The following is a 19088-nucleotide window of genomic DNA, read 5'->3' as shown; positions in this document are numbered from 1 at the left end:
GGGGAAAGCTCCCCGCCTTGCGGCAATTCAAATTGCCGGAGCCAAGCTGAGCTTAATGCAGCACCAGCACGTCGCCGGAGGAGAAGCTGATCTCGGTCTTTTCGCCGACGACCGGCGGCGGGCTGCTCGGGCTGTTGAAGGTGTCGAGCGAGACCATGTTCTGGCCGACGCCGACGCGGACGCGGATGACCGAGCCAAGGAAATGCACATCGGCGATCTGGCCCGACAGGTTGGTGTCGGCGCCAGGCCGGCGGCCAAGCGAGATGGCTTCGGGACGCAATGCGAGCGACAGCGTATCGCCGGACCTGGAACCGTTGAGCTTGCCCTTGAGGTCGATTTCCTCGGTGTTGACCCTGACCTTGCCCGACGAGGCATCGCTGACGGTGCCCTCGAGCACGTTGAGGGTGCCGACAAAATTGGCGACGAACTTGGTCGCAGGCCGGTTGTAGATCTCGAACGGCGTGCCGGTCTGGTCGGCGCGGCCTTCGTTCATGACCACGATGCGGTCCGACATCGACAGCGCCTCTTCCTGGTCATGGGTGACGAAGATGGTGGTGATGCCGAGTTTCTTCTGGATCGAGCGGATTTCCTCGCGCAGCGAGATGCGCACCTTGGCGTCGAGCGCCGACAGCGGCTCGTCGAGCAGGAGCAGCTTGGGCTTGGGTGCGAGCGCGCGGGCAAGCGCGATGCGCTGCTGCTGGCCGCCGGAGAGCTGGTAGGGATAGCGGTCGCCGAATTCCGGCAGCTTGATGATGTTGAGCATTTCGGCGACGCGCGCCTGCGCCTCGGCCTTGCCCATGCCGGCGACCTTGAGACCGAAGCCGATGTTCTGGGCAACGGTGAGGTTGGGGAACAGTGCATAGGCCTGGAACACCATGCCTATATTGCGCTGGTTGGGCTTGAGACCAGTGACGTCCTTGCCGCCGATCGTGACCTTGCCGGCCGAGGGCTCCTCGAAGCCAGCCACGATGCGCAGCATGGTGGTTTTGCCGCAACCGGACGGTCCGAGAAAGGAAACGAACTCGCCGGCGCCGACGTCGAGGTTGAAGTCTTTGACGACGGCGACGGAGCCGAAGGACTTCTTAACGCTCTGGATGGAGAGGAATGGATCGGCCATTGGCTGCTCTTTTTCAGTTCGGGCGGGTTGCCGATTTCGGGGCGAAGCGCGAGAGAATCTGGATGACCGACATGCAGCCCCAGGTGATGGCGAAGGAGATGATCGCAAGGGCCGCCGGTTCATAGGCGCGGTTGGCGCCGATGTTCTGCAGATAGGGGCCGAAGGCAGGACGGTTGAGCAGGCTCGCCATGGTGAACTCGCCGATGACGATCGCAAAGGTCAGGAACGCGCCTGAGAGCACGGCGATCAGCACGTTGGGCAGGATGATGCGGGCGATGATCGTCGTCCAGCCGGCGCCAAGGATCTGGGCCGCCTCGGTCAACGTGCGCACGTCGATGGTGCGCAGGCCGGTGTCGACAGCGCGGTACATGTAGGGCAGCGCCAGCGTGGCGTAGCCGATGATCAGCAGAACATCGGTGCCGCGCGTGGTGGCCAGGAACGGCAGCGGCGAACTGGAGCCGTACATGCGGATATAGCCGAAGACGATGACAATCGCCGGGATGATCAGCGGCAAGAGCGTCACGAACTCGACCACGGGACGCAGGTGCGGCATGCGCAGCCTGATCCAGTAGGCGGTGGGCACGACCAGCGCCACCCCGAGCACGATGGTGAAGACCGCCACCGTCACCGAATAGGCAAAGGTTTCCTGGAAACGATCGTCGCCGAAGACAGAGCGATAGGCGTCGAAGGAATACACGCCGCGCCGCATGCGCAGCGAAAATTCGAATGTGGCGATCAGCGGAATGAAGAAATAGGCGGCGCCGACCCCGAAGGTGACCCAGGCCCAGAAACGGGAACTCCTCATTTGAGCCACCTCTCGCTGCGGGTCCTGAACCAGATGTAGAAGATGTTGGCAAGGCCGGTGACGACGATCATGCCGAAGGCCAGCGCATAGCCGAGATGCGGATTGTGCAGAACGTCGCCGCGGATCTGCGCATAGAGCAGGATCGGCACGATGTTGAGCGAGGAGCCAGTGAGCGCGTAGGCGGTGGCAATGGCGCCGAAGGCATTGGCGAACAAAAGGACGACCGTGCCGAGGAAGCTCGGCCACAGCACGGGGATGACCACCATGCGCCAATACTGCAGCTGGGTGGCGCCGAGCGTGGCAGCGGCCTCGCCCCATTCGCGTTTCAGCCCGTCGATGGCCGGAACGATGATGACCACCATCAGCGGGATCTGGAAGAACAGATAGGTGAGCGTCAGGCCCCAGAACGACAGGATGTTGAAGCCGAGCGCATAGATGTTGATGCCGAACCAGGTGTTCAGCATAACGGTCACCAGGCCGAGCCGGCCGAGCGTGGCAAGGAAGGCAAAGGCCAGCGGCACGCCGGCAAAATTGGAAGCCACGCCCGAGAAGGTCAGCGTCGCCGACCGCACCCAGTTGGGCAGTCCGCCGCGGACGATGGCGATGGCTATGGCAAGCCCGACCAGAGCGCCCAGGATGCCGGACGCCAGGCTGATCTTGATCGAGATCCAGTAGGCGGACAGGATCGAGGGCTGCGTCAGCTGGGCGATGTTCTCGAAGGTGAATTGGCCCTGATCGTTCTGGAACGCACCGATGACCAGATAGGCCGTCGGCAGGATCAGGAACATCAGCGCGAAGATGAAGAACGGCGCGACGCCGAGCCAATGGGTGGGCAGGCGGAATCCGCGTTCAGCTGCCGGAGGAGCCGAACGCGCAACGTCTGCGGTGGTCGATAAACTGGCTTGGGTCATACGGCCGCCGTCTCGAGGGAAAATGCGGGCGGCCTCGCGGCCGCCCGCCGTGGAAGGTGATTACTGGACGTTGGCGCCGACCACCGAATCCCAATTCTTGGTGATCTCTGCCTTCGCCTTGCCCTGGTCGTCGAGCGTCGGGAACACGGCCTTTTCATAGGCAGCGGCCGGCGGCAGCTTGTCGAGCATCTCCTGCGGGATCTTGCCGTTCTTGGCGAGATCGTTGAAGCGGATCGGGTGGCAGTAGCCCTTGAGCCAGCCGAGCTGACCTTCGTCGGAATAGAGATACTCCATCCACAGCTTGGCAGCGTTCGGGTGCGGCGCGTAGGCGCTGATGGCCTGGACATAGACGCCAGCGACGACGCCCGACGTCGGCACGACGACGTCGACCGGCGGGTTGCCGTTCAGCGCGTCGCGGCCCGCAAGGGCGTTGTAGTCCCAGGTGATCAGGATCGGGGTCTGGCCCTGAGCGAGGGTCGCCGACTTGCCGATGACCGGCACGAAGTTGCCCTTGGCGTTCAGCTCCTTGAAGAAGGCGAGGCCCTTTTCGGCAGCGCTGGCAGCGTCGGTGGCGCCAGCGGCGAGACCGGCAGCGTAGACGCCCTGGATCGCCTGGTTGGACGCGCGCGGATCACCGGCAAGCGCCACGCTGTTGGCGTATTCGGGCTTGAGCAGGTCGGCCCAGTCGGTCGGCACGTTCTTAACGAGGTCCTTGTTCACCTCGAAGGCCAGCACGCCGTAATAGTCGCCGTACCAGAAGCCGTCGGCGTCCTTGGCGGTGTCGGGGATCGAATCCCAGGTCGAGACCTTGTAGGCCTGGATCAGGCCGTCGGCCTTGGCCTGCGGACCATAGGACAGACCGACGTCGATGACGTCAGGCGCCTGCGGGCCCTTGTTGTCCTTGTTGGCCTTGATCGCCTCGACTTCGTCGCTCGAGCCCGCATCGGGGTTCAGTTCGTTGACGGTGATCTCGGGATACTTCTTCTTGAAGCCGGCGATGACGTCGCCGTAACCGCACCAGGAGTGCGGCAGGGCGATGGTGGTCAGCTGGCCTTCAGCCTTCGCGGCGGCTTCGAGCGCGGCGAGATCCTGGGCCGACACGATCGCCGTCGTCACCATCAGCGACGCCGCGCTAAGGGAAAGTACCTTCCCTGCAAACTTGAACATGTTGTCCTCTCCGTTGAACTGACGTCTTGAGACGCCTGCGTTGCGGTATCGGCTTCATGTGACAGTCGCATGAAGGTTACGTGAAGCCGCCGCCCGCAGTGGAAAAAGTTAACTACTTTTAATCGGTTGTCGCAATCGTCGCCGTTGTTTTCCGGCTAATTAATTGAGGGCTCCCCCTGCCCCGCTCCTCCACGTTGCTGGCGTTGATAGAATTGCACTTTGCTTGAAAGCACTTGTCTCAGACCGTCCCCTCGATGGCGCATTCAAGCAAGTCGAGCGCAACCTTCTTGGTGAGTTCGATCGGGTTGCCGCCGGCGGTCGGATCGACCACAGCCATGTCGGCGATGAGCTCCTTGCGCGCCTGGTCCATGTCCAGCCCCTTGATCAGGCCGGGCAGCGTGTGCGGCACGTTGAGCTCTTCACGAAGCTTGAGGATCGCCCTGGCGAAGCCGTCAAAACCGCCGTCGATGCCGCAATAGGCGGCGAGACGGACAATTCGCTCCTCGATGGCGCCGCGGTTGAACGCGAGCACGTAAGGCATGAAGACGGCGTTGGTCATGCCATGGTGGGTGTCGTAGAGCGCGCCGATCGGATGCGACAGCGAATGGATCGCCCCGAGCCCCTTCTGGAAGGCGGTGGCACCCATGGCGGCGGCACTCATCATGTGGGCGCGGGCAACGAGGTCATTGCCGTTGGCATAGGCCTTGGGCAGGTTCTCGAACACCAGCCGGATGCCTTCGACCGCAATGCCGTCGGCCATCGGATGGTAGCCCGGCGCGCAATAGGCCTCGAGGCAGTGGGCGAGCGCGTCCATGCCGGTGCCGGCGGTGATGAAGGCCGGCATGCCGGTGGTCAGCTCCGGATCGGCGATGACGATTGCCGGCAGCATTTTCGGGTGGAAGATGACCTTCTTGGTGTGCGTTGCCTCATGGGTGATGACGCCAGCGCGGCCGACCTCGGAGCCGGTGCCGGCGGTGGTCGGCACGGCAACGATCGGGACGATGGCGTCGGCATTGGCGCGCGTCCACCAGTCGCCGATGTCCTCGAAGTCCCAGACGGGCCGGGTCTGGCCGGCCTGGAAGGCGATCAGCTTGCCGAGGTCGAGCGCCGAGCCGCCGCCGAAGGCGATGACGCCGTCATGGCCGCCCGCCTTGAACACCTCGATGCCGGCAACAAGGTTCGATTCCACCGGGTTCGGCTTGACGTCGGAGAAGACGCCATAGGGGATCTTGGCGTCGTCGAGGATCTTCAGCGTCGAGGCGACCACCGGCAGCTTCGCCAGGCCCGGATCGGTGACGAACAGCGGACGCTTGATGCCGGTGGCGGCAAGCGTGTCGGGCAGCTCGGCAATGCGGCCGGCGCCGAAGCGCACCGTGGTGGGGTAGTTCCACTTGGAAACGAGTTTAGACATTGAAGCCTTCTGTCTTGCTATCTGGTGAATGTATTGGCGACCCGTTCGGACCGCATCGTGTAGGGAATCCAAATTGCCGCGTAGATGATCAACCGTGCGATACTGCGCGTCGTCTCCTTGTCGAAAAGCTCGTTCGCTCCGGCGGCCGACACTTGAGGAAATATCGCATATCCGACGAGCGCATCGGCGATCAGATAAATCGGACTGACGGCAAGCCAGATCATGTACCAGCCGGGAAACATCTGTAGCCGCTTGAACATGAAGTAGAGCAACACGGCAGGGGCGATAAAGACGAGGGCGACGTTCAGCACCAACTCGGTGACGACAAAGGCTGCCTGGCCCGCTGTAAGGTATGGCCAAGCCGCTCCGATCTCGGGATAGGTAAGGATTTGCGCCACGCCGACCAACGGCGATGCGAAGAGCCCGAACATCGGTAGAATGAGCCATCCGCCGAGGCCGACGGGGCCGGCTGGAGCACGGGCTTCGGCGGTTGTCTCGGTCACAGCTCAGATCTTCTCGCGCAGGTGATAGCTTTTCGGCCGGGTCAGGTTGTCGTAGCCGATGGCCGAAAGGGCAGCGCCCTTGCCGGTGTCCTTGACGCCGGTCCACACGAGTGCCGGGTCGAGATAGTCGCAACGGTTCATGAACACGGTGCCGGTCTCGACGCGGTCGCCGATGGCAACCGCATGCTCGGTGTCGGAGGTCCAGATCGAGGCGGTCAGGCCATAGGGGCTGTCATTCATCAGCGCGATGGCTTCCTCGTCGTTGCGCACCTTCATGATGCCGACGATGGGCCCGAAACTCTCCTCGCGCATGACGCTCATCTGGTGGTCGACATTGGTCAGCACCTCGGCCGGAAGATAAGGCGATCCCGCCTTGTCGGACTCATACTTCGTGTTCATGTGCGCGACCGCGCCCTTGCGCAGGGCTTCCGCCTTCTGCTCGCGGATGAAGTCGGCAAAGCGCGCCTGCGCCATCGGCCCCATGGTCGTCGCCTGCTCGAGCGGATTGCCGACGGCGTAGTTCTTCGTCTCGGCGATGAAGCCTTCGACGAACTGGTCGTAGACCTTCTCGTGGACATAGACGCGCTCGATGCCGCAGCAGCACTGGCCGGAATTGAAGAAGGCGCCCTCGACGAGGTTCACCACCGCATGGTCGAGCTTGGCGTCGGGCAAGACGTAGGCCGGATCCTTGCCGCCGAGTTCGAGGCCGAGCGTCATGAAGGTGCCCGCGGCCGCCTTCTCGATGGCGCGGCCGCCGGCGACCGAGCCGGTGAAATTGACGTGGTCGATCTTGCCCGAGCCGAGCAGCTTCTCGGTCTGGGCATGGTTGAGCACGATGTTCTGGAACACGCCCTTGGGCAGACCGGCTTTTTCAAAGGCCTGGGCGAAACGCTCGCCAACCAGCAGCGTCTGCGCCGCATGCTTGAGGATGACGGTCGAGCCCGCCATCAGCGCCGGCACGATGGTGTTGACGGCAGTGAGATAGGGGTAGTTCCAAGGCGCGACCACCATGACGACGCCGAGCGGATCCTTCTTCACATAGCGGCGGAAGCCATCCTTCGGATTGGAGGCCATCACCGGCTTCAGCGCCTGCTCGGCGATCTCGACCATGTAGTTGGTGCGTTCTTTCACACCGCCGAACTCGCCACCGTAGCGGACCGGACGGCCCATCTGCCAGGCGATCTCGGGCACGATCTCGTCGGACATGGCGACGAGGTTTTCCAGCATGGCGAGCATGTACTTGCCGCGCTCGGCGATCGAGGTCTGGGCCCAGGCGGCCTGCGCGGCGCGAGCACGCTCGACGGCGGCGTTGACGGCCTTGTCCTCGGCCACGGGCCGCTCGGCATAGATGGAGCCGTCGATGGGCGATTTGAGTTTGACCGTCTCGGTCATGTCGGTGTCCTTCCAAGATTCATCCCCTCCGCCTTACGGCCGGAGGGGATCGCAAATTGTGGTGTGACTTTAGTAGCGTTCGAAGCCGCGGTGCAATTCCCAGTCGGTGATGCGGCGGTCGTATTCGAACTGTTCCCAGCGCGCCGTGTGGACGTAGTGTTCGACCGCGTCCTCGCCGAACGCTGCCCTGAGCATGGTCGAGTTCTCGAGCGTGACTGTCGCGTCGCGCAGGGTCTTCGGAATCTCCGGCAGGCTTGCCGCCTGATAGGCGTCGCCGACGAAAGGCTTCTGCAGTTCGAGCTGCTCGTCGATGCCGGCAAGGCCGGCGGCGATCAGCGCGGCAAAAGCCAGATACGGGTTGAGGTCGGCACCACCGATGCGGCATTCCATGCGGATGCCCTTGGTGCCCTCGCCGCAGAGACGGAAGCCCGCCGTGCGGTTGTCCTCGCTCCACATGATCTTGGTCGGAGCAAACGTGCCGGCCTGGAAGCGCTTGTAGGAATTGATGTAGGGTGCCAGGAACCAGGTGAAGTCCTTGGCGTATTTGAGCTGGCCGGCAGCCCACTGCTGGCCGAGCTTCGACAGCGTCCACTCGGCATTCTTGTCATAGAACAGCGGTGTCTTGCCGTCCGCACTCCACAGCGAATTGTGGATGTGGCTGGAATTGCCGGCGAGACCGTAATTGTACTTGGACATGAAGCTGATCGACTTGCCCATGCCTTCGGCGATTTCCTTGGCGCCGTTCTTCAGGATGACGTGACGGTCGGCCATCTCGAGCGCTTCGGCGTAGCGGACGTTGATCTCTTCCTGGCCGGGACCCCACTCGCCCTTGGAGTTCTCGATCGGAATGCCGGCCGCCTCCATGTCGTTGCGCAGCTTGCGCATGAAGGGCTCTTCCTTGGTGGTGATGCCGATGAGGTAGTCGCCGATATAGGGCGAGGCGGTTTCGAGGTTCTGCCAGTGCTTGGCGCGGGCGGAATCATAGGTCTCGTTGAACAGGTAGAACTCGAGCTCGGAAGCGAAGTAAGCGAGATAGCCGCGCTCCTGCAGCCGCTTGACCTGCTTGCGCAGGATACCGCGGGGCGAATGCGCGAGGTCCTCATGGGTATGGTGGCCCTGCAGGTCGCAGAGCAGAAGTGCAGTCTTTTCGAGCCACGGCACGTTGCGGATGGTGGAAAGGTCCGGCTTCATGACGAAGTCGCCGTAGCCCTTCGACCAGCTTGCCGCCTTGTAGCCGGGCACCAGTTCCATATCGATGTCGTTGGCCAGCAGATAGTTGCAGCCATGCGTCTCGTCATAGGCGGATTCGACGAAATACTTGGCCAGGAAGCGCTTGCCGATGAGCCGGCCCTGCATATCGACCGCGCAGGCCAGCACAGTGTCGATCGCGCCCTCTGCGACTGCCTGCTTCAACTGTTCGAAAGTAAGGTTCCCGGCCATTCGTTTGCTGCTCCGCCGCCATGTTTGGCGCATCGTGTTTCATCTCGGGGCTCCGGCCGCAAAAGCGGCCGGAGTATTTGCATCGATCGAATCCCGTCGCCCGATCAACTGTAGCGGTAGGGCGGCCCAGCCTTGATCATCTGGTCGTTGTATTTCTTGATGATCTCGACGACCTTGGCGCTGCGCGGGCTCTGGCCGGCGACCTCGTCCCAGAACTTCTGGGCTTCACCTTCGACCTGCTTCCATTCGGCGTCCGGAACGGAGGTCAGTTCGAGCTTGCCGGTGTTGCGATAGTTGGCCTCGCCAGCCCAGTACCAGTGGAGGCGATAGTAGTGCGAGCTGTCGATCGCCATGCGCAGAAGCTGCTGCAGGTGCGCGGGAACGGCCTTCCACCTCTCGGTGTTGACGAAGTAGGAACCGGCCCAGGCGCCCGACAGCGGGTTCGTCAGGTAGTACTTCAGCACCTCCGCCCAGCCCACGGTGTGCATCTCGGTGATGCCGCACCAGCACACGCCGTCGAGCTCGCCGGTCTGGATGGCCGGCTGAACGTCCTCGTAGGGCAGCGACACGGGCACCACGCCGAAGCGCGACAGGAACTGGCCGCCGGTCGGGAAGGTGTAGACCCGGAGCCCCTTGAGGTCGGCCAGCGACTTGATCGGCTTGGTAGTGCCGAAATTGCATGGATCCCACGAGCCCGTGCTGAGCCAGGTCACATCGGGAATTTCGGCGTAGGCCTCCTCCCAGATCTCCTTGAGGCCGTGCCAGTGCCACAGCGCCGGCACGTCGAGCGAATAGCGCGAGGCGAGCGGGAAGTAGGCACCGAACACCCTCACGTCGACGGGCGCTGCAGCGGAATCGTCATCGCTCTGGGCCGCATCGATCGTGCCCGACTGCACGGCGCGGAACAGCTCGCCATGCGGGACAAGCTGATCGGCCGTGTAAAGCTCGATCTCCATCTCGCCGTTGGCTGCCTTGTTGAACCAGTCGATCGAGTTCTTGATCACGTGCTCGGCCAGAGCCGGACCCGCATAGGTTTGCAGCCGCCACTTGATCGGGCTTTGCGCCCTCACATAGGGCGTGGCCAGTGTCGTGGCGCCAACTGCGCCCGCAGTGGCCAGCACTGATTTCCGCAGAAAATCGCGCTTGTTAAGGGTCTTTCTGTCGTCCATCTCACTTACTCCCATTGCTTGCTTCGTTCACCCACCGGAATTCCAGCCCCCTCGTGCCGTCTTCTGGCGTGCTCTTCTTATTCTCTTCTTTGCCCTCGACCTTACCGCCCCGTAACCACTGACGGCAACCAGAGCGCAATCTGCGGAAAGGCCATGATCAGCAACAGCGACAGCACCATCAGGCAGAAGAACGGCAGGATGGAGCGATAGATGTCGCCGATCGTGATTTCCGGCGGCGCCATCGCGCGCATCAGGAACAGGTTGTAGCCGAAGGGCGGCGTGATGTAGGCAATCTGGCAGGTGATCGTGTAGAGCACACCGAACCAGATCGGATTGAAGCCGAGGCTGATGACGAGCGGGATGTAGAGCGGCGCGACGATGACCAGCATGGCGGTGTCGTCGAGGAACATGCCCATCACGATGAAGGACAGCAGCATCAGGAAGAGGATCGTCCAGGGGCTGAAGTCCCATGTGTCGAGCATCAGCGTCTTCACCGCCTTGACAGCGCCCAGCCCGTCGTAGACTGAGCTGAAGCACAGCGCCCCCAGGATGATCCAGAGGAACATGCAGCTGATCGAAAGCGTGTTGCGCGTCGCCTCCTCGAAGATCTTCCCGTTGAGGTTTCCGGCCCACCAGGCGGCCAGCGTCGCGAGCGCGGCACCCACGGCGGAGCTCTCCACCAGGCTTGTCGTGCCGGAGAGGAAAAGGCCCATCATGACGACGAAGATGGCGATCGGCAGCAGCCCGGCGCGCAGCAGCGCGAACTTTTCCGACCAGGTGATCTGCGCCCGTTCCTCAGCCGGAAGCGCAGGCCCGACTTCCGGCTGGAAGTAGCAACGGATCGCGACATAGGCGGCGAAGATCACAGCCATGAGCAGGCCCGGGCCCACGCCCGCCAGCCAGAGATCGAGCACCGGCTGGCGCGCGATCATGGCATAGAGCACCAGCACGACGCTGGGCGGGATCAGGATGCCGAGCGATGAGCCGGCCTGGATCACGCCGGTCACCATCACCTTGTCGTAGCCGTGCCGAAGCAACTGCGGCAGCGCGATGGTGGCACCGATTGCCATGCCGGCGACCGAGAGGCCGTTCAACGCCGCGATCAGCACCATCAGGCCGATCGTGCCGAGCGCCAGCCCGCCGCGCACCGGCCCGAACCAGACATGGAAGAGCCGGTAGAGGTTACTCGCTATGCCGGACTCGGAAAGCATGTAGCCCATGAAGATGAAGAACGGCACGGTGATCAGCGGATACCAGTTGAGCACCTGGAACGTGGCGTTGAAGGGCATTTCGAACGAGCCCTTGCCCCATAGCCAGAGCGCGGCCGCCGCACCGACGAATCCGATGACGCCGAACACCCGCTGCCCGGTGAACAGCAGCACCATCATGGTGCCGAACATGAAGAGGGTGATGAATTCCGAGGTCATGCGATCGGCTTTCCACGCGCTGCCGCGACGTCCTTGAAGAAGTTGGCGATGCACTGAAGGAGCATCAGGAAGATGCCGAACGTCATGACCACCTTGATCGGCCACAGCACGGGCGCCCAGGCGGTGTAGTTCTTCTGGCCGTAGACGATGGCATAGTTGGTGCTGGAGATGCCGCCGCCGAGCAGCACCACCAGATAGAAGATGATGAAGAGGATGGTGAAGCCGTCGGTGATCGCCTGCTTGCGCGCGTCGAGGCGGCTGTAGAACAGGTCCATGCGCACATGGCCTCCGAGCTGCATCACGTAGGCGCCGCCCAGCAGGTAGTAGGCGGAGAGGATGAACTGGGACATCTCCAGCGCCCAGTTGAACGGGACGCCAACCGTCAAGCGCGAAATCGTGGAGGCAAGCAGGATCGCCCCCATGACATAGAACAGGTACATGGCGAAACGACCGACCCGCCGGTTCAGGCCGTCAACGAAGCGAATGAATGTGCGAACTGCGTCGGGCAAGGTGCATCCTGTCTGTCAGCTGGAGCGGGATTGGTGGGTTCGCTGGTCCTTCATCGATCCGCCGTCCGGCAGGCGGATATCGCCAAGCGTCGAGGTGAGCAGGTGCGCCCATCGGGCCTGGCTGGTCTCGTCGGCGATCTCGTCGTTGCGGATCTCGATCATCGCGCAGGGCAGCCCGCGCGACCGGCCGTGGTGCTCGAGGGTGAAGTAGACACGGTCTTCAGGCGAATAAGGTTCGTTGACGCCCACTGTCACACCATCAAGGGTGCGCAGCGCCGATATCATCGGGGCGGAGAGCCGCTCATCCTCGTCATGGATAATGCCGATATGCCATGGACGCGAAAAGCCCTTGAAGACGGGGGTGAAGGAATGAACCGACACCAGCCTGGTGTCGCGGCCCTGGCGAAGACGCTCGGAAACGACACCTTCGATCGCGCCGTGGAACGGCTGCCAGGACAGCGCGATCCGCGCCTCGCGCTGGGCGGCGTCCAGCCCGGTATTGCCCGGGATGACAGTGGTTTCGCTGACCTCCGGAATGAGGTCGTGAGCGCCGAGCGGCCGATTGCAGTCGATGGCGAGGCGCGAGACGCAGGACTCGACCAGCGTGGCGTCGAGTGCTTCCGCCATCCGCGCAGCGACCGGCAACGCGCCCGGGTCCCAGGCGATGTGGCGAAGCATGTCGCCGGCGCCGAGGCCGAGCGTACCGTAGCTTTCCGGCAGGTAATTCGACGCATGATCACAAAGGATGACGTAAGGGCTGCGCCCGTCGCGGTTGGTCACGCGGACAGCATTCGACTCAGCACAAAAGGCAACCTGGCCCAATCCCATTCATTCATCCCCAGGGCCGTATCTTATGGTACGTTTATTTGTTCATTGCGCCCTTGTGGATGATTTCATACACATCGGAAGAGTTTGTCAAATTCAATTTGAGGGCCAGAACGGTTCCCCGTTGCGCCAGCAGTGGAAAGCCCCGGGACGGGGCAGCGAAAGGGTTAGGAATGGCTTCGAGCGTTGCCGAACTGATCAGCGAGAGGATCGACACGATGCCCGCCGGCGAACGCCGCGCGGCCCAGACGCTGATTGCCAGCTACCCGCTGATCGGCCTGAAGACGGTCGCCGAATTTTCCCAGCAGGCCGGCGTGTCGTCGCCGACGATCCTGCGCTTCGTCGCGCGTCTCGGCTTCCAGAACTATCCGGAATTCCAGTCGGCGCTGCAGGACGAGCTTGCCGCGCAACTGCAATCGCCAGCATCGCGCACCACGGCCGCGCGATCGCCCCTGCCCGCCTCGACCGTCCCCATCCTCGAGGCCGTGCTTGAAAACATCCGCGAGACCTTCCGCCATGTTTCGGACCGGCAGCTCTCCGACATCGTCGACCAGCTCGCCAACAGCCGCTCCCATATCTATCTGCTCGGCGGCAGGTTCACCGACCCGCTGGCGCACTACATGGCTGTCCATCTCCACCTGATTCGCCCCAACGTCACCCATCTCGTCGGCCAGGAAAGCCTTTGGCGCGACCGGCTGATCGACATCGGCAAGCGCGACACGGTGCTGATCTTCGACATCCGCCGTTACCAGGACAGCCTCGTCCGCTTCGCCGAGAAGGCGCATCAGCGCGGCGCGACCATCATCCTGTTCACCGACCAGTGGCTGTCGCCCATCGCCCGCTTCGCCCGCCACGTCATCGCCGGCCGCACGGCGGTGCCCTCGGCCTGGGACTCGACCGCTTCCCTGTTCGTCGCCACCGAAACCGTGGTCGGCGCGTTGACGCAAAGGCTCAAAGCGGAAGGTGCCAAGCGCATCCGCGAGATCGAGGATCTGCGCTGAGCCCAGGCAGCCGGTTCTGCCAAGATTACACAGATTTAATGTGCGGCAGCCCGCGAATTGCCATAAGCCTCGGTCATAGAACTAGGCTATAATGCGATGGCATTCGCCAGCCCTTTTCGGCTAGCGCAAGTCATCGCCAGAAGATGTGAGCATACCGCGTCACGCGGCATGTCGTCCGGAGCGGACCTCCGGACTGAGGGATTTTAGCAAGACTGGAATGCAGATGGCCGCCTGGAAACAGATTGTCTTGGCAATCGTCATTGTACTCGCAGCCGCTGCGGCGTGGGTGACATTCGTGCCTGGTTCGCGCGAGGTGCTCGCCCGCTGGGGCATCGACTGGGCCCAGGCCTCGACCGAAAAGGCAGCGCCCGCCCAAGGGCGCGGCGGCGGCAATCGTCCTGGTGGTGCTGCGGCGCAGACGCCTGTCGTGACGCAGCCAGTGACGACAGGCACCATCAACGACCAGCTTTCGGCGATCGGTACGGGCCGCGCGCTGAAATCCGTGGTCATCAACCCCTTTGCTGCGGGGCGCCTGACGACCGTCGCAGTCGCTGCCGGCGACAAGATCGAGGCAGGCGGCGTGATCGCCAAGCTCGATTCGGATTCCGAAGAGATCGCGCTCGAACGCGCCCGCATCGCCCAGGGCGACGCCGAGGCATCGCTGGAGCGCATCAAGGCGCTGCGTGCGAGCAACACGGCAAGTGCCGTGCAACTGCGCGAGGCCGAACTCGCCGTCGACAATGCCCGCCTTGCGGTGCGCGACGCGACGCTGGCGCTCGACCGCCGCACCATCACCTCGCCGATATCAGGTATCGTCGGCATCCTGCCTGTCGAGGCCGGCAACTACGTCACCAGCCAGACGGCAATCGCCACCATCGACGATCGCTCCCGCCTGATCGTCGACTTCTGGGTGCCCGAACGCTTCACCGGCCTGATCACGGTCGGCGCGCCGGTTTCGGCCAGTTCGGTCGCGCGTCCCGGCCAGGTTTTCGAGGGCGTGGTCAGCGCCGTCGACAACAGGCTCGAGGAACAGAGCCGCACCCTTCACGTGCAAGCCCGGATCGACAATGCAAACGACGCGCTGCGCGCCGGCATGTCGTTCCAGGTTGCGATGCACTTCCCCGGCGACACTTTCCCATCGGTCGATCCGCTGGCGATCCAGTGGGGTGGCAACGGCGCCTTCGTCTGGAAGCTCGAGGACGGCAAGGCCAAGCGCGTGCCGGTGCGCATCATCCAGCGCAACACCGACAGCGTACTTGTCGACGCAGCACTGGTATCCGGCGACCAGGTGGTCACCGAAGGCATCCACACCGTGCGCGAAGGCGCCCCCTTGCTCATTGCCGGCAGCGAAGCCGCGCAGCGCAGCGGCTCCTGAGAGGGATGCCGCACATGAGCGCCAGCCACAACGAAAACGCCGAGAAGGGCATCACCGCACTCTTCGTGCGCCGCCCGGTGCTCGCCTTCGTCATCAACACGCTGATCGTCGTCGCCGGCCTTGCCGCCTTCTTCGGCGCTGAAGTGCGCGAACTGCCCGACGTCGACCGACCGGTCATCACCGTATCGACCACCTACTCCGACGCCGCCGCCGAAATCGTCGACCGCGAAGTCACCGCCGTGGTCGAGGGTGCCGTGTCCCGCGTGACGGGCGTCAAGTCGATCTCCTCGAGCTCGTCCTACGGCTCAAGCCGCGTGACGGTCGAGTTCAATGACGGCGTCGACCTCAATGTGGCTGCCTCCGACATGCGCGATGCCGTCGGCCGCGTGACCAACTCCTTGCCTGACGACGCCGACGCACCGCGCATCGTCAAGGCCGACGCCAATGCCGACGCGGTGATGCGCCTGGCCGTCACCTCCGACACCATGCCGGTCGAGGACATGACGATCCTGGTCGAGGACCAGATCGTCGACGTGCTGGCCTCCGTCGACGGTGTCGCCGATGTGCAGACCTATGGCGACCGCGCCAAGATTTTCCGCGTCGACATCGACCAGGCCAAGGTGGCGAGCCTGGGGCTGACGCTTGCCGACATCTCGAATGCCCTGGCCAGCGTTTCCTTCGACGCGCCGGCCGGTTCGCTGACCGTCGGGAGCCAGGATCTCATCGTGCGCGCCAGTGCGGCGGTGACTACACCCGAGGCCTTCGAAAGCATCATCATCAACGGCAGGACCCGTCTCGGCGACGTGGCCAAGGTGACGCTCGGCGGCGATCCGAGTTCGACCTCGCTGCGTTCGGACGGCAAGACCGGCATCGGCATCGGCATCGTGCGCCAGGCGCAGTCGAGCACGCTCGACATCTCCAAAGGCGTGCGGGCGGCGGCCGAAAGGATCCAGGAAAACCTGCCCGAGGGCATGAACATCCGCGTCACCTCCGACGACGCCACCTTCGTGCAGGGCTCCATCCACGAGGTCGAGATCGCACTGATCCTGTCGGTGACGATCGTGCTTCTGGTCATCTACGTGTTCCTGCAGGACTGGCGCGCCACGCTCATTCCCGGCTTCGCCATGCCGGTGGCGATGATCGGCACCATCGCCGGCATCTATCTCGCCGGCTTCTCGATCAACATCCTGACCCTGCTGGCGCTGGTGCTGGCGACGGGGCTGGTTGTCGACGACGCCATCGTGGTGCTGGAAAACATTGTGCGCCGCCGCAACGAAGGCATGGGACCGCGCGCCGCCGCTGTGCTCGGCACGCAGGAGGTGTTCTTCGCCGTGGTTGCGACCACCGCCACCCTCGCCGCCGTCTTCATCCCGATTTCCTTCCTGCCCGGCCAGACCGGCGGCCTGTTCCGCGAATTCGGCTTCGTGCTGGCGATCGCGGTGCTGCTGTCTTCGGTGGTCGCGCTGACGCTGTGCCCGATGCTTGCCTCGCGCATGCTGACCGAAAAGAGCATCGAGCATACACATAGTGGCATCCTCGGCAAAATCGGCGGCAAGCTGGCCGACCTCTACAAGCGTTGCCTGCGTGCGTGCCTCAACGCGCCGGTCATCGTCATCCTGGTTTCGGTGCTGTTTGCCGGGGCCGCCTACATCGCCTTCGGCAATGTTCGTCAGGAACTGACGCCAACCGAAGACCGGTCGATGGTCATGCTGCGCATCTCGGCGCCGCAGGGCGTGAGTCTCGACTACACCACCTCGCAGATGCGCCAGATCGAGGCGCTGATCGAGCCGCTGCGCAAGTCGGGCGAAATCGAAAGCACCTTCGTCAGCGGCGGCTTCGGCCAGAACAAGAACACCGGCTTCATGGTGCTGTCGCTGGCGCCGTGGGACAAGCGCGAGCGCACCCAGCAGCAGATCGCCGCCGACATCACCGCGCGCACCGCCCAGGTGCCCGGCGTGCGCACCAACCTCGCCCAGGCCAACAGTCTCGGCATCCGCGGCGCCGGCAACGGCCTTCAGTTCGCCCTCGTTGGCAACAGCTATGCCGAACTCGGCGACGCCGCCGCCAAGGTGCTGGCGGAGATGGAGAAGGACCCCCGCTTCCGCCAGCCGCGCCTGTCCACCGAAGCGACGCAGCCGCAGCTCTTCGTCACCGTCGACCGCGACCGCGCCTCCGATCTCGGGATCGACATCAAGGGCCTGTCGCCGGCGCTGCAGGCCATGCTCGACGGCCGCAAGATCACCAGCGTCTTCATCGAGGACCGCAGCTACGACGTGAAGCTGGTCTCGACCACCAACCCGATCAACGACCAGACCGACCTCGAGAACATCTTCGTAAAGGCGGGCGACGGACGCTTCGTGCCGGTGTCGACCATCGCAACCCTGTCCGAGCGCGCGGTGCCGCCGTCGCTGGCGCGCGAACAGCAGCAGCGTTCGGTCGCCATCACCTCCGGGCTGGCCGACGACTTCGCCCTTGGCGAGGCATTGCAGCGGGTGCAAGAGATCGCAGCCCCCCTACTGCCTGCCAGCAGCCGGTTGCTGCCGCTCGCCGAAGCTGCGACGCTGAACGAGACCAGCGGCAGCATGCTGACCATCTTCGGCTTTGCCATCGTCATCATCCTCCTGGTGCTGGCCGCCCAGTTCGAGAGCTTCGTTTCCGCCATCATCATCATGGCGACAGTGCCGCTGGGCATTGCCTGCGCCATCTTCGCGATGATCCTGACCGGCACTTCGCTCAACGCCTACAGCCAGATCGGACTGGTGCTGCTGGTCGGCGTCATGGCCAAGAACGGCATCCTGGTGGTCGAATTCGCCAACCAGCTGCGCGACCGCGGCATGGGCGTGCGCCAGGCAATCGAGGAAGCGGCGTCGATCCGCCTGCGCCCGGTGATGATGACGATGATCTGCACCGTGCTCGGCGGCGTTCCGCTGGTGCTGGCCACGGGCGCGGGTGCTGAGGCACGCATCGCGCTCGGCTGGGTCATCGTCGGCGGCCTTGGCCTTGCCACGATCTCCACCTTGTTCCTGACACCGGTGGCCTATCTGCTGCTCGGCCGCTTCATCACGCCCAAGGTGGCCGAAGAGGGCCGCCTCAGGCGTGAACTTGCCGAGGCGGCACGGACCGGCAGCGCGGAGCCGGCGGAATAGGCGCCAGCCACGCTGGACGATCTGCGGCGGGATTTGCCGCCGCAGGCGATGACATCGGCAACAGCTTTCTGTATCAGTCGATCGCAACTGGAGCGCTGCGGGTCCATTTTGACCCTAAGCACGCTCCAAAGCCCTGATTCTTCACATCGCGCCTTCGGGCCTTTGCGACGGCATCGGGCACGAATTCTACTTGTGCGGGACGGGATGCGATGAGCCTGAAAACGATCACCCTCGACGAACTTCAGGCCAGCGTCGGCAAGGAAGTCGGCGTGTCACCGTGGCGCGAAGTGACTCAGCGCATGATCGACCAGTTCGCCGACGCCACCGACGACCACCAGTTCATCCATTGCGATCCCGAACGCGCCGCCGCCGAAACGCCCTTCGGCGGCACCATCGCGCATGGCTTCCTGACGCTGTCGCTGCTGTCGGCGATGACCTTCGACACGCTGCCTGGCGTCGAAGGCGGCAGCATGGGCATCAACCAGGGCTTTGAGGAACTCAAATTCGTCGCCCCGGTCAAGACCGGCTCGCGCATCCGCACCCGCTTCGTGCTGGCAAGCCTGAAGATCCGCCCCTCCGGCTGGATCCAGGCGACGCACGAGGTGACGATCGAGATCGAAGACCAGAAGAAGCCGGCACTGACCGCGCGCTGGCTGACCATGACCTTCGTCGAGCCCAAGCGCGAAACGGCCTGAAACTGGAATTCGCGGCGGGCTGCACACGCCCTTGCCAGCCTTTCAAAAGCAAGAACTGACCGGCAGTCTATAGCCCGGATGAGCTATCCGCGCCCGCCTTGCCCGTCTGGCCGGTCGGGGTATAGAATTCTTGGCTTCGCGCAGCGTAGTGCCCGGCGCAGCCGGGTGCATACGGTGCCTGCATCCATGCCCAAG

General features: G+C 63.7%; 16 protein-coding genes. 4 read left to right on the top strand and 12 right to left on the bottom strand.

Annotated features, from left to right (window positions below):
• Window positions 1-52: 52 nt before the first annotated feature.
• The 12 genes from ABSY17_RS07575 to ABSY17_RS07520 form a co-directional block, all read right to left on the bottom strand.
• Window positions 53-1117 (bottom strand): ABC transporter ATP-binding protein, encoded by a 1065-nt coding sequence (locus ABSY17_RS07575; RefSeq protein WP_378948720.1) that lies wholly within the window; start codon window positions 1115-1117, stop codon window positions 53-55.
• Window positions 1118-1130: 13 nt separating this feature from the next.
• Window positions 1131-1922, bottom strand: a complete 792-nt coding sequence (locus ABSY17_RS07570) for an ABC transporter permease (RefSeq protein ID WP_378948717.1) — start codon at window positions 1920-1922, stop codon at window positions 1131-1133.
• Window positions 1919-2833 (bottom strand): ABC transporter permease, encoded by a 915-nt coding sequence (locus ABSY17_RS07565; RefSeq protein ID WP_378948714.1) that lies wholly within the window; start codon window positions 2831-2833, stop codon window positions 1919-1921. Before ABSY17_RS07565 ends, ABSY17_RS07570 begins: the two co-directional genes overlap by 4 nt.
• A 60-nt stretch (window positions 2834-2893) precedes the next feature.
• Window positions 2894-4000: an ABC transporter substrate-binding protein gene (locus tag ABSY17_RS07560; protein ID WP_378948712.1), complete on the bottom strand. Its 1107-nt coding sequence runs from the start codon at window positions 3998-4000 to the stop codon at window positions 2894-2896.
• 238 nt (window positions 4001-4238) lie between these two features.
• Window positions 4239-5411, bottom strand: a complete 1173-nt coding sequence (locus ABSY17_RS07555) for an iron-containing alcohol dehydrogenase (RefSeq protein ID WP_378948710.1) — start codon at window positions 5409-5411, stop codon at window positions 4239-4241.
• A 17-nt stretch (window positions 5412-5428) separates the two neighbouring features.
• Window positions 5429-5914 carry a DUF2569 domain-containing protein gene (locus ABSY17_RS07550; RefSeq protein WP_378948708.1) on the bottom strand — a complete coding sequence of 162 codons (486 nt, stop codon included), beginning with the start codon at window positions 5912-5914 and terminating at the stop codon, window positions 5429-5431.
• Between the two features lie 3 nt (window positions 5915-5917).
• On the bottom strand, window positions 5918-7306 hold the full coding sequence (locus ABSY17_RS07545; protein ID WP_378948706.1) for an aldehyde dehydrogenase family protein: 1389 nt from the start codon (window positions 7304-7306) through the stop codon (window positions 5918-5920).
• A gap of 69 nt (window positions 7307-7375) precedes the next feature.
• Window positions 7376-8746, bottom strand: a complete 1371-nt coding sequence (locus ABSY17_RS07540; RefSeq protein ID WP_378948703.1) for a glutamine synthetase family protein — start codon at window positions 8744-8746, stop codon at window positions 7376-7378.
• Window positions 8747-8850: 104 nt separating this feature from the next.
• Window positions 8851-9915: a TRAP transporter substrate-binding protein gene (locus ABSY17_RS07535; protein ID WP_378948700.1), complete on the bottom strand. Its 1065-nt coding sequence runs from the start codon at window positions 9913-9915 to the stop codon at window positions 8851-8853.
• Window positions 9916-10016: 101 nt separating this feature from the next.
• A complete protein-coding gene (locus ABSY17_RS07530; RefSeq protein WP_378948697.1) occupies window positions 10017-11342 on the bottom strand; it encodes a TRAP transporter large permease subunit in 1326 nt (441 codons plus the stop codon).
• The gene (locus ABSY17_RS07525; RefSeq protein WP_378948694.1) at window positions 11339-11851 is read right to left on the bottom strand and encodes a TRAP transporter small permease subunit; all 513 of its coding nucleotides are present in this window, start codon (window positions 11849-11851) and stop codon (window positions 11339-11341) included. The genes ABSY17_RS07530 and ABSY17_RS07525 overlap by 4 nt, the downstream gene beginning before the upstream one ends.
• A gap of 15 nt (window positions 11852-11866) precedes the next feature.
• Window positions 11867-12679 carry an N-formylglutamate amidohydrolase gene (locus ABSY17_RS07520; protein ID WP_378948692.1) on the bottom strand — a complete coding sequence of 271 codons (813 nt, stop codon included), beginning with the start codon at window positions 12677-12679 and terminating at the stop codon, window positions 11867-11869.
• Window positions 12680-12849: 170 nt separating this feature from the next.
• Between ABSY17_RS07520 and ABSY17_RS07515 the strand changes: the two genes are divergently transcribed.
• The 4 genes from ABSY17_RS07515 to ABSY17_RS07500 all read left to right on the top strand — a co-directional run bounded on the left by ABSY17_RS07515 (window position 12850) and on the right by ABSY17_RS07500 (window position 18893).
• Window positions 12850-13677: a MurR/RpiR family transcriptional regulator gene (locus ABSY17_RS07515; protein WP_378948690.1), complete on the top strand. Its 828-nt coding sequence runs from the start codon at window positions 12850-12852 to the stop codon at window positions 13675-13677.
• A gap of 223 nt (window positions 13678-13900) precedes the next feature.
• Window positions 13901-15052: an efflux RND transporter periplasmic adaptor subunit gene (locus ABSY17_RS07510; protein ID WP_378948688.1), complete on the top strand. Its 1152-nt coding sequence runs from the start codon at window positions 13901-13903 to the stop codon at window positions 15050-15052.
• A gap of 14 nt (window positions 15053-15066) precedes the next feature.
• Window positions 15067-18198 (top strand): efflux RND transporter permease subunit, encoded by a 3132-nt coding sequence (locus ABSY17_RS07505; protein WP_378948685.1) that lies wholly within the window; start codon window positions 15067-15069, stop codon window positions 18196-18198.
• 209 nt (window positions 18199-18407) lie between these two features.
• The gene (locus ABSY17_RS07500; protein WP_378948682.1) at window positions 18408-18893 is read left to right on the top strand and encodes a MaoC family dehydratase; all 486 of its coding nucleotides are present in this window, start codon (window positions 18408-18410) and stop codon (window positions 18891-18893) included.
• Window positions 18894-19088 lie beyond the last annotated feature (195 nt).

It is taken from the genome of Mesorhizobium sp. ANAO-SY3R2 (assembly GCF_042466635.1).
Classification (GTDB): domain Bacteria; phylum Pseudomonadota; class Alphaproteobacteria; order Rhizobiales; family Rhizobiaceae; genus Aminobacter.
Note: the sequence above shows the minus strand (reverse complement) of the source record. Positions and strands in the feature narration are given on the sequence as shown.

Coding starts and splice junctions, on each gene's coding strand:
- ABSY17_RS07575 (WP_378948720.1), bottom strand. CDS start 1,117: ATGGCCGATCCATTCCTCTCCATCCAGAGCGTTAAGAAGTCCTTCGGC.
- ABSY17_RS07570 (WP_378948717.1), bottom strand. CDS start 1,922: ATGAGGAGTTCCCGTTTCTGGGCCTGGGTCACCTTCGGGGTCGGCGCC.
- ABSY17_RS07565 (WP_378948714.1), bottom strand. CDS start 2,833: ATGACCCAAGCCAGTTTATCGACCACCGCAGACGTTGCGCGTTCGGCT.
- ABSY17_RS07560 (WP_378948712.1), bottom strand. CDS start 4,000: ATGTTCAAGTTTGCAGGGAAGGTACTTTCCCTTAGCGCGGCGTCGCTG.
- ABSY17_RS07555 (WP_378948710.1), bottom strand. CDS start 5,411: ATGTCTAAACTCGTTTCCAAGTGGAACTACCCCACCACGGTGCGCTTC.
- ABSY17_RS07545 (WP_378948706.1), bottom strand. CDS start 7,306: ATGACCGAGACGGTCAAACTCAAATCGCCCATCGACGGCTCCATCTAT.
- ABSY17_RS07540 (WP_378948703.1), bottom strand. CDS start 8,746: ATGGCCGGGAACCTTACTTTCGAACAGTTGAAGCAGGCAGTCGCAGAG.
- ABSY17_RS07535 (WP_378948700.1), bottom strand. CDS start 9,915: ATGGACGACAGAAAGACCCTTAACAAGCGCGATTTTCTGCGGAAATCA.
- ABSY17_RS07530 (WP_378948697.1), bottom strand. CDS start 11,342: ATGACCTCGGAATTCATCACCCTCTTCATGTTCGGCACCATGATGGTG.
- ABSY17_RS07520 (WP_378948692.1), bottom strand. CDS start 12,679: ATGGGATTGGGCCAGGTTGCCTTTTGTGCTGAGTCGAATGCTGTCCGC.
- ABSY17_RS07515 (WP_378948690.1), top strand. CDS start 12,850: ATGGCTTCGAGCGTTGCCGAACTGATCAGCGAGAGGATCGACACGATG.
- ABSY17_RS07510 (WP_378948688.1), top strand. CDS start 13,901: ATGGCCGCCTGGAAACAGATTGTCTTGGCAATCGTCATTGTACTCGCA.
- ABSY17_RS07505 (WP_378948685.1), top strand. CDS start 15,067: ATGAGCGCCAGCCACAACGAAAACGCCGAGAAGGGCATCACCGCACTC.
- ABSY17_RS07500 (WP_378948682.1), top strand. CDS start 18,408: ATGAGCCTGAAAACGATCACCCTCGACGAACTTCAGGCCAGCGTCGGC.